The following is a 17410-nucleotide window of genomic DNA, read 5'->3' on the forward strand; positions in this document are numbered from 1 at the left end:
TCTAAACAAAAAACTCCGGGTGCTTGCTCGGACATCGCTCAATGTCAACGCGGGGTGGAGCAGCCCGGTAGCTCGTCAGGCTCATAACCTGAAGGCCGCAGGTTCAAATCCTGCCCCCGCAACCAAATAATGCAATATACGAAACACAAAGCCCCTTGGCAGATGCCTTGGGGCTTTTTGTGTTTACAGGGCAGGGCATTCCTTCACGCATGCCTCCGCGGTGCGCTCGTCGGAAGGACTATCGAGCGGCATCTTTGACAGGACATGCAGGCATGGGTCGTTCGATCACGCCCTCCGACTAAGCACCAGAGTTGGTGCCGGAGAGGTTGAAGTAGAACGTCTGCGGGCGAACTCCATTGAATGCTATTCCCGCAGTTCTTGTGAGACTTCAAGCCACGCTTCTTGGTCGGCTGTGTGGCCGTCGATGGTCAGTTCCGCCTATTTGCCGTCAGCGGATGGCACGACCACTCCTTTCTGCACCAACTGGCGGATGATTGATATGCAGTTTTCCCCGACACCAGTCTCCCGCGCTGACAGCATGGGCTTGACGGCGGCGATCGCGCTTTTGAGCACTCCGGCATTGAGGGCGGGGTTGCGGCGTGGGTGGGTGTTGAGGGCGCTGCGGCCAACTCGCTCATCAGTCACAGGCTTCGTTGTTCCAGATCGTTCAGCATCTCATCGAAAGCGAGGATGACGGTATGCCCGGCCATAATGCGTTCTGCAATCTTCTCGCCGATCGCCCATGACACAAGTGTCGAGGGCGTCGAAGCCTATGCTTAGATCGCTACGAATCCGGGAACATGCCGAAACTCGGAGCCAATCATCTTTCCAAACAGCAGCCGCCCAATCGAAGATGCGAAAATATTCGATGCACCTCCCAACGCCTCGCATAGCTGTCGGGTCCGATAGTGCGTGAGCTATCGAGACCCGTCCGCTGATGTAATGTATCACGTTGCCCGGGAGGTCATTTTCCTGATGTCACGGCTGATGACGGCTTCGAAGTTCGAAAAAATCATTCGGAAATATAATTTCTACGGGAGAAGTGCAGTCGCTTAGGGGGCGTAGGCGCCCCTAAATCAAAAAATACACATATTTCAGGGGTGTTGAGGCTGTTCTGCGTGGGCTGGAAGTTCATGGTGATTCAATGTGACCACAAATCCATTGCGTGTGGCAAAAGCCTATCTCAATAGTTCCCTTAGTCGCGGCGTTGCGAAGTCGAGAAATGTCCTGAGTTTCAGTGGCATTAGGCCCTTCGATATGTGGAGGAGATGTACCGGCGACGCCTTCGGTTCGAACGTCTCCAACAGCGGCACCAGCAGGCCGGCATCAACGGCCCACTTTGCCTGATAGGCCATGACGCGTGTTATTCCGAGACCGGCGGCTGCGGCATCGACCGCTGCTTCTGCCGTGTTGACGGAAAGGCGCGTTCGGATTGGCACTTCGATTTCCTTTGCTCCGTCGCGGAACGTCCATAACCGCGTTGAGAGTACTTCGCTGAAGGCAATGCAATCGTGGTTCTTGAGGTCGTCAGGATGCAACGGGCGGGAGTGCCGCTTGAGATAATCGGGATTGGCGTAGGTCGTCGTGCGGATCGAACCCAGACGGATCGCAATCAGGCTGCTGTCTGAAAGTTCGCTGATGCGTAGAGCAACATCGATATGATCGTCAGCAAGGCTGATCATTCGGTCACTCATCGTCAGATGAATGTTGATCTCCGGAAACGCTTTCAGGAAATCCGTGATGATTGGCAATACATGCAGGCGGCCGAAGACAATCGGCGCCGTCATGGCAAGGTCTCCCTTTGGCGTGGCGTATTCTCCGGCGGCGCGACGTTCAGCTTCGTCTACCCGCTCGAGAATCTCACGTGCCGCAGCGACATAATTCCCGCCGGCCTCAGTGAGTATGATCCGACGGCTGGTGCGAGTGAAAAGGCGAACACCGAGATGGGCCTCCAGTTCGGTGAGCTTGCGGCTGACCGTCGGTAGTGGCGAATGCAGGGCGCGCGACGCGGCTGAAATGCTGCCATGTTCCACCACAGACAAAAGAACTGCCATGGCATCGAGACGATCCATACATGAATTCCAAAAAACGAGAGGGTGCCTACAGAATTTGCAGCCTACTACAAAAATATGGATACCACTAATTTTCTCCCGTCACCGGATGATGCTGTCCGGGTCGAAAAGGGAGCCAGCCATGAAACTCTACCATTTTCCTCTATCGGGCCATGCGCACCGCGCTCGCCTCTTCCTGTCCCTGCTCAACGTAAATGCCGAGATTATCGACCTCGACCTGGCAAATGGCGAGCACAAGACGCCTGAATTCCTGAAGCTCAACCCGTTTGGTCAGGTGCCGGTGCTGCAAGATGGGGATGTCGTCGTCAGTGATTCCAATGCAATCCTCGTCTATGTTGCCACGAAGCTTGGCCGCGAGGATTGGTTGCCGGAAGACCTCGTCTCTGTTGCGAAGATCCAGAAGTGGCTTTCCGTCGCGGCCGGAGAAATTGCCTATGGTCCGTGTGCTGCCCGCCTGATCACGGTTTTCGGGGCAGACTTCCGGGCCGAGGAGGTGATCGCACGCGCCCACCGGATTCTTGGCCTGATTGATGCGGAACTTGAAAATCACACTTTCATCATCGGTAACAAACCGACCATCGCGGATGTCGCCCTCTACAGCTACATTGCAGGCGCTCCGGAAGGTAACGTCGATCTGACACCGCATCCGCAGGTTCGCCAGTGGCTGGCGCGGATCGAGGCTTTGCCCGGTTTCATCGCTCTTCCAAAAACGCCCGTCGGCCTTGCAGCCTGACGTGACATACGGCCGGGGCAGTGGTCTCGGCTGCCGCTTCTCATAGGAGATTTCAGTGCCTGCTGAAGAATTCTCATCCCCGTCACCATGGCATGCAGGAGAGTTGCAGTTACAGCGGCACGCTGGCGTGGTTGACCAGATGGACGCCATCGGACGCAAGGTCTTGCGCCCATTCCTACTTGATCAACATCGTGAATTTTACGGGCTGCTGCCCTTCATTGTTATCGGCTCTGTCGATGGCAACGGTAAGCCATGGGCGACGATCCGGAGTGGAAGACCGGGCTTTCTGCATTCGCCCGATCCGCTGACACTGGATATCCATGCTGTCGGTGATCCCGATGATCCGGCAGAAAGCGGAATGAAGGATGGAGACGCGATCGGTTTGGTCGGCGTCGATCTTATCACCCGCCGGCGCAATCGTTTGAACGGTACGGTTGTTCGCAGCGGCAGTGACCGCTTTTCCGTGGTCGTCGAGCAGAGCTTCGGCAATTGCCCGCGCTACATCCAAAACTGGCAATTCAGCTTTGCGCGCGATCCGGCAAAGCCTAAGCGTTCCGAAGCACTGGTTTCAGATCGGCTCGATGTCTATGCGCGCGGCATCATCGAGTCTGCCGACACATTCTTCGTTGCATCTTATGTGGATCGCGACACTGAAGGACGGCAGGTGGATGTCTCCCATCGGGGTGGCCGGCCCGGTTTCGTTCGCATCGATTCCGATGGTGGCCTGACCGTGCCGGATTTCAATGGAAACCTGTTCTTCAATACGCTCGGCAATTTCCGCATCAATCCTCGCGCCGGACTTCTGTTCGTTGATCATGAGACGGGTGACATGCTTCAGATCACCGGCGGCGCCGAAATCATATTGGCTTCACCTGAAATTGCCGCCTTTGACGGCGCAGAACGCCTTTGGCGCGTCATGCCGCAGAGGGTGGTGCTGCGCAAAGATGCGTTGCCGCTGCGATGGAGCTTTCTTGAAGATGGCATGTCGCCAAGCAGCCTTATGACCGGAGAATGGAGGCAGGCCGAAAGCCGCTTGAAGATTTCTGCCCAGCCAAAGACATGGAGGCCTCTTCGAGTGGAACGGGTCGTACAGGAAAGCTCAACAATCCGTTCGCTTCATCTTGTGCCGATCAATGATGAGGCCCTTGTTCCGCATCTTGCAGGCCAGCATCTGCCGATTCGTATAGGAGACGGGGACGACACGCTTCGTCGGAGCTATACTATATCCAGCGCTCCATCGAATGGCTTCTACAGGCTGAGCATCAAGCGTGAGGGTCGGGCCTCCACGCTCCTGCACGCGATCGGGGAAGGCGACGAGATCGAGGCACTGTCGCCAACCGGAACCTTCACAATCGACGCGATGGAACGTAACCGACCGGCCGTTTTCCTTGCGGCGGGTATCGGCGTCACGCCCGTGCTGTCTATGCTGCACCATCTTGTCCACACCGGCGACAGAACGCGCTATCGCCGGCCAATATGGTTGTTCCGCTCGTCACGCATTTCTGCCGAAAGAGCGTTTGATCGCGAGATCGGTGAACTGGTCGCGCATAGCGAGGGCACGGTTCGGGATATTAAGGTCCTGGGAACGCCCAATATCGATGACAACGGCCTTTTCGATGCAGCCGGTCGCATCGACATGGCGCTGTTAAAGGCACATTTGCCATTCGGCGACTATGATTTCTACATCTGCGGACCGACATCTTTCATGCAGTCAATGTATGACGGGTTGCGCCAACTGGATGTCGCAGACAATCGAATCCATGCCGAAGCGTTCGGCCTATCGGGCTTGAAGCGTGATGGCGGCGTCCACCCATCGGCACTGCCACGCAAGCCCACAGCTCAAGCGCCCACTCGCGTCGTCTTCACGCAAACGGGAAAAGAAGCCATCTGGAGGCCGGGCGAAGGCTCCTTGCTAGAGCTCGCGGAGCAGTGCGGCCTCAGCCCACTCTACGGCTGTCGGGCTGGCAGTTGCGGCGATTGCCGAACGAAGATAGTCAAAGGCGACGTCAGTTACCAATCAGAGCCCAGTTATGCCGTAGCAGATGGCGAGGCACTGATTTGCTGTTCGGTTCCTGCACAAATGGACGAGGATTTGCGGCTGGATATGTGAGGCGCGCGCGTTCAGCACCAAACCAGATACGTGCAGCATCACCGGGTCCAACGAACGTCATCACGGGTCAGCAGCCGAGAAAGATTGCCAGTTCCCTTGCAACCGTTTCCGGGTCCTCACGTTGCGGAAAATGCCCAACGTTCTGGAGGGTAACACGCTGAAATGGCCCGGAGAACTTTTCGTGAAGATGTTCCGATAGCTCAGGCGGGTTCACACCGTCTTCCAGACCTTGGAAATAGAGGGTTGGCAAGGAAAGCGATTTTGTTTCCTTGATCCGGTCTTCCAGCCAATGGCTGGCCGGATCAACCTCAGCCTCACCCCATCTGGCTTGATAGCTGTGCAGGGTGACGTTTACCCAATCTGGATTGTCAAAGGATTTCGAGACAGCATTGAATGTGCTTTCGTCGAACCAGCCTTCCGGGCCCCAGTTATCCCACTGAATGCGCGCAAACCCGTGCGGGTCGGAGGCAACTCCTTCTGCTCCGCGCTTTGTTGCCATGAACCAGTGATACCAGTATCTCTGCGCCTGCTTAAAGGACGGCGTTTTTAGACCACCAATGCGTGGAAGCGATGACAGCAGCGCAATTTTGTCGACGCGCTGAGGCCAGCCAACAGCCAATCCTTCGGCAACGCCCGCTCCCCAGTCATGGCCAACGACAGAGAAGGTTTCGATCCCCAGACTATCCATCAAAGCGATCGCATCCATGGCGAGGATGCCGCTATTGGCTGTTCTCAAGGCGTCTTTATTGCGGAATATGCTGCTGCCGAACCCGCGCATATAGGGTGCTATCAACCGCAGACCACGACCAACGAGCCTCTCTGAGACACTTTCCCACGTCGAAGCGTCGTCAGGCCAACCGTGCAATAGTAAAACCGGCCTGCCGTGTTTGTCACCGCTTTCGATGAAACCAATCCGCAAGTTGTCAGTATCGACATGGGGCATGAGGAAATCCTTGTTTTTCCGGTAACATCGCACGACCAGAGCTGTTTCCGATGCTCTATTTCTTATCCGTGCAGCAGTCCGACGTCAGCAGTGGTGTCGCTTTTCACAGTTTCAACGTCATAGGAGCTTGATGGCAGCGTTCAGCGCTTTTGCTTGTCGTTCGATTTGAGCTCTGCTGATCTTGCGCTTCGTCACGATGATGCGCCAATAGAGAGCCGATGGAATCATATCGAGCGCCATTTCCACGTCTACGCTCGCATTGAGTTCGCGGCGCGCGATCGCCCGCTCAATCAATGCAGTTCCGGCAGTTCTTCTGGCCGCAGCCAGCCTCGTCAAAGCGATCGCGAGTTCGCTTTCGCGAGCTGCTTCCGCATAAAGATCTGGTAAAATCCTGCGCACGAGACGATGGCGGAGTGCCCGCCGCATCATCAGCAGGTAAGCTTCAAGCTCTTCGAGCAAGCTTCCTCTTTCCGACACGTCGGTGAGCTTCAGGCCAAGATCATCGATTGCCTCTGATGCCAGTGCAAGCTTAGATGGCCAACGGCGATAGATCGCAGCTTTGCCCGCGCCCGCTCGCGTTGCGACCCGCTCAAGACTAATTCCTCCGTAGCCATAAGCAGCCCAATCTTCAAAAAAAGCTCGTATCAAAGCATGCGTCAGATCCGTGCGCATGACCGCAGCGCCGCTCGGGTGGCGCCCACTTTTTTCGTCGGTACTCTTGCGTTCCATTGAAACTGCTCCATATCTAGTGAACGGAACGATAGCGTTCCATCCAAAAGGAGTAAAGTGCAATGCCAAGCAATGACGACGTATTTCCGAGCCTATCAGCTCTACTTCGGCAGGCTCTGGGCGATTTGATTTCCCGCGAGGCAACATCTTTCCTCGACATGTGCGATGAAAATATCGTTTTCGAGTTTCCGTACGCACCAGAAGGATTCACTCAGCGTCTCATGGGTAAATCAGCACTCGCCGCCTATCTTCCAACTGTTGCCGATTTACTGACGATTGAATCGATGAGCCTCAATCGAGTCATCATTGGAACTGGTTTCGAAACGGCCACGATCGAATTTGACTGCGGCGGATATTCGAACGACACGGGTGCGCGTTACGATCAAACCTATGTGTCGGTGGTTGATTTGAAGAACGGTCTGATCACGCGTTACCGTGATTACTGGAACCCACTTGTTCTTCTCTCAACAACAAAATCTTCACCCGCAATGGCGGAGACTCAGTGATGAAGACAGACAAAACAAAAACAATCCTAGTCACGGGCGGTACTGGAACAACAGGACGTTTGGTTGCCGAAGGGCTGAGGAAAGCCTGCATTTTGCCGAGGATAGCGACGCGTAAACCGTCTGGCGAAAACGACATTCTGTTTGACTGGCAGCAGCCAGAAAGTGCGCGCCGCGCTTTCGATGGGGTTTATGCCATGTACATTGTTGCTCCGACAAGTACGAGTGATCATGGGACGGTTGTTCCTCCCATCCTCGATATTGCGCTCTCATCCGGTGTGCAGCGCTTCGTTCTTCTCAGCGCATCATCGCTGGAGGCTGGTGGGCCTATGATGGGGCAAATACATGCATATCTTGCAGCCAGCGCGCCGGAATGGACTGTCTTGCGTCCGACTTGGTTCTTGCAGAACTTTTCGCAACCGCAACATCAACAAACGATCAGACAAGAGAATGCGATCTACTCGGCGACTGGATCTGGCCGCGTTGGTTTCATTGACGCAAACGACATTGCAAGAGCGGCTGTCAGCGCCTTGCTTGAAGATAAATCCTGGAACCGTGATTTTATCCTTACCGGCCCTGAAACCCTTTCCTACGCACAAATTGCGTCCAAGCTCAGTAGTATTCTTGATCGCCCCATTCGATATGTGAAGCTCAGCGTTGAACAACTGGCCGAGCGATATCGCGCTGGTGGCTTGGATAGGGACTATGCGGAACTTCTTGCTTCTATGGACAAGTGGATCGAGGAGGGGCACGAAGACTGCCTTACCGATGGGGTGTTGACCCTGACGCAACAAGCGCCGACATCTGCAGATGCTTTTATACGAGCCAACATCAAAAGCTGGCTGCCTTGATCTCCTCACTTTGAGGCGGTCGTTGTCAACCAGTTGCCAAAAACAAAGCCCATCGCAGAAAGGTGAAGACGCGAAGAATGGCGACGTCCGCTCTCGCCCTTCGATCTTCAGCGGTGGACAGTCCTTATTGCCGGCGTCCAAATATTTCCGTCAGAACAGATGCTTAATCTGCCCCCGAAGGCTCGGATCCCCTTCAAGGCGTTAAGTACGGTTCTCAATTCGGGGCTCGAGTTCATCTCTGACGACATTTGTTACCGGGCATATGATTTTTGTTGTGCACCAAAATATTAAGGGGCGAGATAGCTGATCTTTAGCGCGGGACCGAATTCCGTGTTCGTTGCAATCGGATACAAAGCCTTGCTGGTTGATCCACGATAAGCAAAATCAAGTCCCAACGGTTTTGCCCGCTGGCCAGAAATTAAACAACACCTTTACTGAAAATGAAGCAGCCATATGGACCCGGATCAGAGGTGCGCACGATGGCGAATGAGGCTTTCGCTTCATCGTAGAAAGCGAAACGCTCCAGCGCTTCAATTCTCACAGGTCGACCTTCCGCATTGTCGACAACCGACTGCATCACCGCGAAAATTGGAACTTGCCCGTCCGGGTCGCCAACGACCTGCATCCGTTTCACCGGAGAGTCGACGAATGTGTCGAGCGGGAAAAGCTTCAGGATGGCTTGCGCCGCATGCTCAAGACCACAGCCGGAAACATCGATCAGACGCCCATACGTCGTGTGGTGCGCGATGGTTTGTGCAGGATGGTTGATGTCGCATAAGACCAACTGATCGCCATGGCCCATGAGCATCAGGGCATGGATCAGCTCAGCGTTAATTATAGGGTCAATCCCTTTGAGCACTGCTTTCTCCTCCCAGAAACTGCAGAGTTATTCTTCACGAAATACAACATATTTGTAATGTACGCAATTAGCCGGTGACCAAAGTGATACGAGTAGCGGTACAGAAACAAACCACAGAACGCGCTCTTCCGCCAGAGAGTGACTTATTGAAGTCAGTTTTTGCCGTAGACATGAAAATCGGAAAAATTTGACGGCGGCCTAATTTACAAAAATATTTATATGTGTGAAGTTCACGGAACGGATGTGTCCTCCCAAGGATAGCATATCGATGGCAGGTACGGCTGACAGGCTGTACTCGCCCATTGGCTGGGAGGCGCAGAGTCGCGGGGAGTGCGACGCCGGTGGAGGAGAACAGCTATTGGCATCGATGAACATCGTCAATGTCGGGAAAGCCTATGGAAGCCTGACAGTGATCCATGGCGTTACCGTTGAAATACCTGACGGCGAATTTGTCGTTTTGGTGGGGCCGTCCGGCTGCGGAAAATCGACCCTGCTGCGGATGGTCGCCGGGCTTGAGCCGATCACTTTTGGGGATATCCAGATCGACGGAAAAGTGGTCAACGACCTGCCTCCGAAGGATCGCGATATTGCCATGGTGTTTCAGAGCTATGCGCTCTATCCGCACAAGACAGTCGCGGAGAACATGGGCTTTGCGCTAAAAATGCGTGGAGAGGCCAAGGCGAATATCGATTCCCGCGTCCGTACGGCGGCAGAGATACTAGATCTTACACCTTATCTGGCCCGTTATCCCCGCCAGCTTTCCGGTGGCCAGCGCCAGCGTGTGGCTATGGGGCGAGCGATTGTTCGCGATCCCAAAGTTTTTCTCTTCGATGAGCCATTATCCAACCTCGATGCCAAGCTGCGCGTGCAGATGCGGGCTGAAATCAAGGAATTGCAGCGACGTTTGGCAACGACCATGATCTATGTGACGCATGATCAAGTGGAGGCCATGACCATGGCCGACCGTATTGTCGTGCTGCGAGACGGGCGCGTGGAACAGATCGGTTCGCCGCTGACGCTTTATGATAAGCCCGCAAATACCTTCGTTGCCGGTTTCATCGGTTCTCCATCCATGAACCTCATCAAAGGCCATATTCGCAATGCCGCTGAACCCTATTTCGAAACGGATGATGGCATTCGCTTGCCCCTATCAAGCACGCCTGCCGGCTCTGATGGAAGGTCTGCCTTTTATGGTATCCGGCCAGAGCATTTCACGCTTGGCGGAACTGTCAGCGCGCAGGTGACGGTAGTGGAATCGACTGGCTCGGAAACGCAAGTCTTTGCCAAGCTTGGTGAGCAGAAGATCATCGGCGTCTTTCGCGAGCGCGTGGAAGAGCCCGCGGGCGGCACGATTGCAATGACGCCGAATGTTGCGCTGGTCCATCTTTTCGATGGGGAAAGCGGATTGAGGCTGGAGTGAATCTGGTCGTCGCCGTCAGGAGAAAAGCGACGATAACAAATCAACGGGAGGAGAACCGCATGAAAGTCAGTGATTTCGAGAGAATGATGGCTATCGGCCTGAGCCGCCGTGCCATCTTGAAAACCGGTGCGAGCCTGGGTGCCGCGGCAGCTGCAGGCAGTATGATGGGTCCGTTCGGAGCAGCTTATGCGCAGGACGCATCCTTGCGCAGTCAGATATTGCAGGTGCCGGGCGTCGGCAAGGGCTCTCCAACTGATGCTGACTGGCAGAAGGTCGGCGAAATGTGTCTGGGGGCGACGAAGAAAAACGTCAAGCAGGGCGAATTTGCCGGTGTCGAGCTTTCCTTCATGGGCCTCAACAACCAGAACCTTCACAATGTTCTGTTTCGCGGCTTTCTGAAGCCTTGGGAAGAGTACACAGGTGCCAAGATTACCTGGATCGATCTGGCGCAGGCGGATTATAATCCGCGTCTGCAACAGGCCATCGCCACCGGCACAGTCGATTTCGACATCCTCGAGATGGGTGCGCCGTTCGAGGGTGATGTTTGCGGCAAGGGGCTGGCCTCCGAGATGCCGGATTGGGTCAAGGCCCAGATCGATATGGACGACTATGTCGATTACTTGAAAGCGCCCGTAGGCACATGGGATGGCAAGACCTACCGCGTGTCTGTCGATGGCGACTGCCACAACTTCAATTATCGCACCGATTACTTCACCGATGCCGATCTTGCCAAAGCCTGGAAGGACGAGGGCCACGAGGGCGAGTGGGGCGTGCCGAAAACATGGCAGAAGGTGCAGGAAGTCACCAAATTCCTCAAGGGCAAGACCGTCGCTGGCGGTGATGCTCTTGGCTATCTCGATGCGCCAAAGGCCTGGGGTGGTTTCGGCTTCTACTTCCTCGGCAGCCGTGCGACGGCATATGCCAAGCATCCGGATGACAAGGCTTGGCTGTTCGACGCTGACACGATGAAACCACGCATCAACAATCCTGCCTGGGTTCGTGCCATTCAGGACGTTATCGATGCTCTGCCATCTGAAGCGGGCGACCAGCTAAATGCCGATCCCGGCACCACGGCCTTCCAGCAGTTTCTTGCTGGAACCGGCTCGATGGTCTCGTGGTGGGGTGATGTCGGTGCTGCCGCACGCACCAGCGATAGTTCTGTTGTGGGCGACACCATTGGTTTCGATATCCTGCCGGGTTCTGACGATGTCTATAATTCGAAAACCGGCAAATGGGAGAAGTTGGCGAGCGGTCCGAACCACGCCCCGAACATGGCCTATCTCGGGTGGGGCGTTTACGTCATGTCGCGGGTCGACAGCGATGAGAAAAAGAAAAAGGCGGCCTGGAGCGCGGCAGCCCATCTGGGTGGCAAGGACATCGCGCTTTGGACGGCAGCCTATCCATCCGGCTTCCAGTGCTATCGCAAGAGCCAGTTCGACATCAAGGAATGGGTGACGGCGGGTTATGACGAGGCGTTCATCTCGAACTACCTCGCCTCGCAGTCCAACTCCTACAATCACCCCAACGCTGCCATCGAGCCGCGTATTCCCGGTATCTTCCAATATTACAGCATCGCGGAAGATGAGCTTGCCAAGGTGTTTGCCGGACAGGCCAGCGCTCAGGCCGGAGCGGACGCCATCGCTGCGGCATGGGAAAAGCTGACGGATCAGCTCGGGCGCGACAAGCAGATTGCACTTTACAAGGCCTCGCTCGGGGCATGAGGCCTAGTGCAAATCTTTAGTTTGCAATTGCTCAGGCGGTTGGTTTTGCCGCCTGAGTCGCCAAGTCTTCCGTTCGGCTTACCAGCCAAGAGGTCTGCTCATGTCGCATACGATCACGCAAACCATCAGCCCTGTGCAGCGGACCGTCGTTCCACCAAGCTCCGCGCGGCGTGGAAAGCTGTTGCTCATGGCCGCGACGGTGCTGCTCTTTGGCGCCCTTCTTGCGCAGATAGCTGACGCAGCCGGCATCACGACCTTTGGTTTCGTCAGCTGGCAACCATTGCTGTTTGCCTACATCATATGGGCTGCAGCGCTTTGCGCGGCGCAAGTCATGATCCGCGGGGAGGCGGGGCAGCGCGCAGCTTTCGTTTTGCCAGCCGTTCTCTTCACTGTGGCCATGGTGGTTTTCCCCACGGTCTTCGGCCTCTATATCGCTTTTACCGACTGGAACCTGAGCGCTGTAGCGGGCCGCCGTTTCAACGGGCTTGATAATCTGAGAACACTGTTTGCAGATCGCTACTTCTGGAACGCGCTGCTGAACATGGTCTATTATGTTCTGTCTGTTCTGGTGCAATATGCCATCGCCTTCGGGCTCGCATTGTTGCTGAACGCGGAGATCAAAGCGCGTAAATTCTTTCGTGTCGCGTTCCTGCTGCCGTTGATGTTGAGCCCCGTTGCCGTGAGCTGGATGATCGGCAAATCGTTGATGGAGTATCGTTTCGGCCCAGCTGCGACGCTTGCGCGCCACCTCGGTTGGGACAATCCGGCATTCTTCTCGACGCCATGGTTGGCGCGGACTTCGATCATGGCCATGGATGCCTGGGTCTCCATCCCCTTCATGATGATCCTGCTGCTTGCGGGGCTTCAGGCCTTGCCCTCCGAAATCAAGGAAGCGGCGAAGGTGGATGGAGCGTCCGGTTGGCAGAGCTTCAAGGAAATCACCTTTCCGCTGATGCTGCCTGTGAGCATAACGGTCATCATTCTTCGTATCATTTTTCAGCTGAAGCTGGCCGATATCGTTATCAACGTAACTGCAGGTGGACCGGGCGGAGCGACCGATACCGTTTCCAGCTTCATCTTCCGTGAATACAGAGACCGCTCCAATGTCGGCTACGGCACCATGCTTGCGGAATTCTATCTCGTCATCATCATCATTTTCGTCGCGCTCATCCTGAAAGGGGCGAGCCGCTGGATGCAACGGGACAATCGAGGCTGAAGCCCATGGCAGCACATGTTGAAACATCCACCCCACGATTAAGCTTTTGGTCCCGCCGACCGCAGTTCATGACCAGCAGTCTGCTGATCTATGCGGCTTTGGTGTTCTGGGCTTTCGTGTCGCTATTTCCAATATACTGGACCATCACAACGTCCTTCAAGACGGCAGTCAATGTGACGCAAGGGCATCTCATTCCTTTCGTTGACTTTACGCCGGATTGGAAAGGCTGGCGCTCACTGGGTCTTTCTCCCGATACGATCTTCGCGCAATCGACGGTTCGTGACGAATTTATTCGCCGCTTTCTTAACAGTATCGTAGCCTCGGCCGGCGCATCGTTTCTGGCGGTATTGATCGGCTCGCTGGCGGCCTACGGCCTCAGCCGCTTTTCCTACAAATTTCTCTGGATGAAGAATAAGGATATTTCCTTCTTCTTCTTGTCTCAACTCATACTGCCGCCTGTCGTTTTGGCGATGCCATTTCTGGTTCTCTACAAACATCTGATGCTGCTCGACACGCTGGCCGGCCTTATCCTCGTCTATACGCTGATGGTGCTGCCCATCGTTATATGGATCATGCGCGATCAGTTCGACACGATACCTGTCGAACTTGAGCAGGCAGCACTGGTGGATGGTTGTTCGATCTGGGGTGCATTTCTGCGCATCGTTTTGCCCATCGCCTTGCCCGGCATGGTTGCGGCCTTCATCCTTTCGGTCATTCTGTGCTGGAACGAGTATTTTTTCGCCGCGCTGCTAACGAGCTCGAACGCCAAGACCCTACCGGTGATGGTGGCCAGCCAAACAGGGTCACAGGGCATCAACTGGTGGTCGATGGCGGCGATTGCTACGGCGGCCATAATGCCGCTCGTTCTCGTCGGTATCTTCCTTGAGCGCTATATCGTGAAGGGCCTCACCGCAGGCGCCGTAAAATGAGGTCTGGAATGAAGTCAGGCGTTTCCATTCTCGGTATTTTCGTTGCTGATACCGCCTATCTTGCGCCCCGCATGCCTGCTGTGGGCGAAACCATTACTGGCAGCGGCTTTGCAGTCGGTCCGGGCGGCAAAGGTTCCAACCAGGCCGTTGCCGCGGCGCGTGCCGGTGCGAAGGTGTCTTTCATTTCCAAGATTGGCCGCGACACATTTGGCGATCTGGCCCTGAAGACATATGAAGAGGCCGGCGTGACGGCAAAGCTGACGGTTATGGACGATCAGCCGACCGGTGCCGCTTTCATCTACGTCAACGACAGCACCGGCGACAATGCCATTATCGTTTATGCGGGAGCAGCAGGAACGATCGGTGTTGGCGATGTGGAAGCGGCACGCGACACAATTGCGCAATCCAACGTTTTCGTCACCCAGCTAGAACAGCCTGTGGAGGCCGCGCGGCATGCCTTGGAAATTGCGCGCAACGCCAGTGTCACAACGATTTTCAACCCCGCACCAGCGGAGGCCTTCCCGGAGGACGTCTACCGCCTTTGTGACTTCATTATTCCGAACGAGACGGAAGCTGCCGCGCTTGTCGGCTTTCCAATCGATACGCTTGATGATGCCAAGCGCGCGGGCGATATTTTCCTGTCTCGCGGCGTTGGCGCGGCCATCATCACGCTTGGCGCGCGGGGCGTGTTGTTTCATGCGCCGGGCCAATCCGTTCATGTGCCTGCCGTCTTCTGTGGTCCGGCCATCGATACGACCGGCGCGGGGGATGCATTCGTGGGTGGATTTGCGGCTGCGCTTTCGCGTGGCGCCGAGCCGCTTTGGGCGGTGCGGCTCGGTTGCGCGACCGCCGGTATTGCCGTGACCCGGCGTGGGACGGCCCCAGCAATGCCGATGCTTGCCGAAATCGAAGCAGTGATGGCGCGCTGACGCCATCAGATTTGGCCGCGCACCCCGCGGCCTTTCTTCTCATGTCAGGCCACCATAGTTGCAAAAAGCTTCGCGGCTGATTTCGCGCGTCCTGACGCACGGATTAACGTCAAAAAACGCGACCTCCGACACGAATTGATGCTATGCACAACATATATAGCTTTACAAAATAGAATTAATTTGTGAAGTTGCGTCAACAGCGACTGAAGTGAGCAAGACCAGTGACCCAATTGAAATTCGCCACCCGACTGAATTCCTTCGCCTCGAAGCCTGCTGCCGAGTGGCCTGATATTTCCGGCAAGCCGACCATGTTGCAGATGGCAAAGCGTGCTGCGAAGGTAGATGGTTTGACGGATCTAGATCTGAATTATCCCGACCATGTTGCTGATGATCCGGCGCTTCTTGCTCGCCAGATAGGCGATCTGGGGCTTGCTATTAATGGCTTTGCCATGCGCTATTATACCAATCCGGCGTTCAAGATCGGTGCCTTCACCAACCCGGATGCAGCTGTGCGCCGGGAAGCGATCGATCTCACGAAGAAGGGTATCGACGCTGCGCGTGCCGCTGGCAGTAACCTGATGACGTTGTGGCTGGGGCAGGATGGCTTCGATTACGCCTTCCAGGCTGACTACCACACTCTGTGGCAACACGAGATTGACGGAATTCGTGAAGTTTGCGCTCATGATCCGGATTGCCTCATCAGCATCGAATACAAGCCCAACGAGCCTCGTTCCTACAGCCTTATGCCAGATTGCGCGACCACGCTGCTGGCCATCAAGGATGTTGACATGCCCAACCTGGGTGTGACGCTCGACTTTGCTCATGTGCTTTATGCGGACGAGCAGCCTGCTTTCGCTGCAGCCCTGATTGCCCGCTACAGCCGCGTTCTCGGCGTTCACCTCAATGACGGTTACGCCAAGCGTGACGACGGCCTGATGGTGGGAGCCGTGCATACCCAGCAGACGATCGAGCTTCTGCGCCAGATCCGCAAGGACGGTTATGATGGTGCGATCTATTTCGATACCTTCCCTGACATGACCGGCCTCGACCCGGTTCACGAATGCGAAGTCAACATTCAGACCGTCAAGCGGATGCTGAAAGTGGTGGATCGTATCGAGCAGGACAATCGCCTGTCCGGTGCCGTTGAACGTCAGGATGCCGTTTCCGCGCAGGCCGTCATTCAGGAACTGATGCTCGGCTGATCTGCACACGAAAATCCAAAACCTCGTCACAACGCATGCCGAAGGCGTGCGGACACATTCCATCTGGGAGGAAACCGATGAAGACCTTTTTGAAGACAACACTCGCTGCCGGGCTTGCCGCCAGCTTCCTGTTCAGCGCAGCCTTTGCGCAGGAACTTGCGCCGCTGAATTCCGATACGGAAAAGGATCGCATGGACTGGTCCCAGTTGGAAGCCAAGCTCGGGCCTTTCCCGAAACTACCTGAGGGCACCAAGGCAGGTGCGGTGTCCAAGACGCTGACCAATGAATATTGGCGCTCGCTGGGTCTGGGATATGAAGCTTTCGGCAAGAAGGTCGGCGTTCCCGTCGCCTATCAGGCCGCACAGAGCGAAGGCGACCAACTGGGTCAGCTCACCATTGCCGAAGGCATGATCACGCAGGGCTACAATGTTTTGCTCGTTTCGCCGCAGACGGATGCCAATCTCCAGCCGGTTATCGAGCAGGCCAAGGCCGCCAATATTCCTGTCGTCAACGTCAACGATGCCGTCATTCCGCAGGCTGAACATTATGTTGGCAACGTCCAGCGTGACAACGGTGTGCGCGTGGCCAAATGGTTTATCGAGAACCGTCCGCAGGGCGGCAAGGTTGCCATTGTCGAAGGTCAGGCCGGTGTATACGCTGCCGTGCAGCGCACGGACGGTTTCAAATCCACAATTACGAAAAACGACAAGTTCCAGGTCGTTGCCAGCGTTCCCGGCAACTGGGATCGCCAGACATCTTATGATGCTGCCACCAACATCCTCAACCAGCATCCTGATCTGATTGGTTTCTACGCCAACAACGACGGCATGGCGCTTGGCATCGTTGAAGCTGTCAAGGCTGCGGGTCTTGCTGGCAAGGTCGCAGTCTTCGGCACGGATGGCATTTCCGATGCCTATGCCTCCATCAAGGCAGGTGAACTGACGGGTACCGTTGACAGCTTCCCAGTTCTGACCGGCGAAGTTGCGCTTGAGACAGCGCTTCGTCTGGTGGCCGGACAGAAACTGCCCCGCGTTGTCTCCACGCCGCAGGCTCTCATCACCAAAGACAATCTTAGCCGCTATCAGGGCCAGGGCATCGATGTGCGCGCCGTGCTGATGGAAGACGCCAAGACTGCCAAGTGATCAATGCTCAAGGAGATGCCGACCAAACCCGGCATCTCCATCCAGCCTGAG

At 55.7% G+C, this 17410-nt stretch carries 16 protein-coding genes and 1 tRNA gene; 12 read left to right on the forward strand and 5 right to left on the reverse strand.

From position 1 onward, the window contains the following. Positions 1-48: 48 nt before the first annotated feature. Positions 49-125: transfer RNA gene (locus QZ862_RS18405), tRNA-Met, on the forward strand. Positions 126-438: 313 nt separating this feature from the next. On the opposite strand, the gene QZ862_RS18410 is transcribed toward QZ862_RS18405, so the two are convergent. After that, positions 439-645: a hypothetical protein gene (locus QZ862_RS18410; RefSeq protein ID WP_296101288.1), complete on the reverse strand. Its 207-nt coding sequence runs from the start codon at positions 643-645 to the stop codon at positions 439-441. A 533-nt stretch (positions 646-1178) separates the two neighbouring features. Further along, entirely contained in the window at positions 1179-2072 is an 894-nt protein-coding gene (locus tag QZ862_RS18415; protein WP_296101289.1) for a LysR family transcriptional regulator, read from the reverse strand. A gap of 121 nt (positions 2073-2193) precedes the next feature. Here QZ862_RS18415 and QZ862_RS18420 point away from each other — a divergent pair, with 121 nt between their 5' ends. Beyond that, a complete protein-coding gene (locus QZ862_RS18420; RefSeq protein WP_296101291.1) occupies positions 2194-2805 on the forward strand; it encodes a glutathione S-transferase in 612 nt (203 codons plus the stop codon). 55 nt (positions 2806-2860) lie between these two features. Further along, the gene (locus QZ862_RS18425; protein WP_363315947.1) at positions 2861-4915 is read left to right on the forward strand and encodes a pyridoxamine 5'-phosphate oxidase family protein; all 2055 of its coding nucleotides are present in this window, start codon (positions 2861-2863) and stop codon (positions 4913-4915) included. A gap of 67 nt (positions 4916-4982) precedes the next feature. Here QZ862_RS18425 and QZ862_RS18430 read toward each other — a convergent pair whose 3' ends face one another. Then, on the reverse strand, positions 4983-5858 hold the full coding sequence (locus QZ862_RS18430) for an alpha/beta hydrolase (RefSeq protein ID WP_296101292.1): 876 nt from the start codon (positions 5856-5858) through the stop codon (positions 4983-4985). A gap of 117 nt (positions 5859-5975) precedes the next feature. Continuing rightward, positions 5976-6656 (reverse strand): TetR/AcrR family transcriptional regulator, encoded by a 681-nt coding sequence (locus QZ862_RS18435; protein ID WP_296101293.1) that lies wholly within the window; start codon positions 6654-6656, stop codon positions 5976-5978. Between QZ862_RS18435 and QZ862_RS18440 the strand changes: the two genes are divergently transcribed. Together QZ862_RS18440 and QZ862_RS18445 are read left to right on the forward strand one after the other, a co-directional pair. Next, positions 6650-7093, forward strand: a complete 444-nt coding sequence (locus QZ862_RS18440) for a nuclear transport factor 2 family protein (protein ID WP_296101294.1) — start codon at positions 6650-6652, stop codon at positions 7091-7093. The two genes, QZ862_RS18435 and QZ862_RS18440, sit on opposite strands and share 7 nt — an antisense overlap. After that, positions 7093-7941 carry an NmrA family NAD(P)-binding protein gene (locus QZ862_RS18445; protein WP_296101295.1) on the forward strand — a complete coding sequence of 283 codons (849 nt, stop codon included), beginning with the start codon at positions 7093-7095 and terminating at the stop codon, positions 7939-7941. Before QZ862_RS18440 ends, QZ862_RS18445 begins: the two co-directional genes overlap by 1 nt. A gap of 418 nt (positions 7942-8359) precedes the next feature. Here QZ862_RS18445 and QZ862_RS18450 read toward each other — a convergent pair whose 3' ends face one another. Beyond that, positions 8360-8800, reverse strand: coding sequence for an RbsD/FucU domain-containing protein (locus QZ862_RS18450; RefSeq protein ID WP_296101297.1), 441 nt, complete (start codon positions 8798-8800; stop codon positions 8360-8362). A 358-nt stretch (positions 8801-9158) separates the two neighbouring features. On the opposite strand from QZ862_RS18450, the gene ugpC reads away from it, so the two are divergent. The 7 genes from ugpC to QZ862_RS18485 all read left to right on the forward strand — a co-directional run bounded on the left by ugpC (position 9159) and on the right by QZ862_RS18485 (position 17359). Further along, the gene (ugpC, locus tag QZ862_RS18455) at positions 9159-10220 is read left to right on the forward strand and encodes a sn-glycerol-3-phosphate ABC transporter ATP-binding protein UgpC (protein ID WP_296101437.1); all 1062 of its coding nucleotides are present in this window, start codon (positions 9159-9161) and stop codon (positions 10218-10220) included. 59 nt (positions 10221-10279) lie between these two features. Beyond that, on the forward strand, positions 10280-11941 hold the full coding sequence (locus QZ862_RS18460) for an extracellular solute-binding protein (RefSeq protein WP_296101298.1): 1662 nt from the start codon (positions 10280-10282) through the stop codon (positions 11939-11941). A gap of 100 nt (positions 11942-12041) precedes the next feature. Next, on the forward strand, positions 12042-13157 hold the full coding sequence (locus QZ862_RS18465; RefSeq protein WP_296083699.1) for a sugar ABC transporter permease: 1116 nt from the start codon (positions 12042-12044) through the stop codon (positions 13155-13157). Between the two features lie 68 nt (positions 13158-13225). Beyond that, positions 13226-14086 carry a carbohydrate ABC transporter permease gene (locus QZ862_RS18470; RefSeq protein ID WP_363315949.1) on the forward strand — a complete coding sequence of 287 codons (861 nt, stop codon included), beginning with the start codon at positions 13226-13228 and terminating at the stop codon, positions 14084-14086. An 8-nt stretch (positions 14087-14094) separates the two neighbouring features. Further along, positions 14095-15015, forward strand: coding sequence for a ribokinase (gene rbsK / locus QZ862_RS18475; RefSeq protein WP_296019053.1), 921 nt, complete (start codon positions 14095-14097; stop codon positions 15013-15015). A 230-nt stretch (positions 15016-15245) separates the two neighbouring features. Next, on the forward strand, positions 15246-16217 hold the full coding sequence (locus QZ862_RS18480) for a TIM barrel protein (protein WP_296019075.1): 972 nt from the start codon (positions 15246-15248) through the stop codon (positions 16215-16217). A 77-nt stretch (positions 16218-16294) separates the two neighbouring features. After that, complete coding sequence (locus QZ862_RS18485) at positions 16295-17359, forward strand: substrate-binding domain-containing protein (protein ID WP_296083703.1); 1065 nt, start codon at positions 16295-16297, stop codon at positions 17357-17359. Positions 17360-17410: the final 51 nt, after the last annotated feature.

Origin of the sequence: uncultured Agrobacterium sp., assembly GCA_913777615.1 — a bacterium.
In the GTDB taxonomy this organism is placed as follows: Bacteria; Pseudomonadota; Alphaproteobacteria; order Rhizobiales; family Rhizobiaceae; genus Agrobacterium.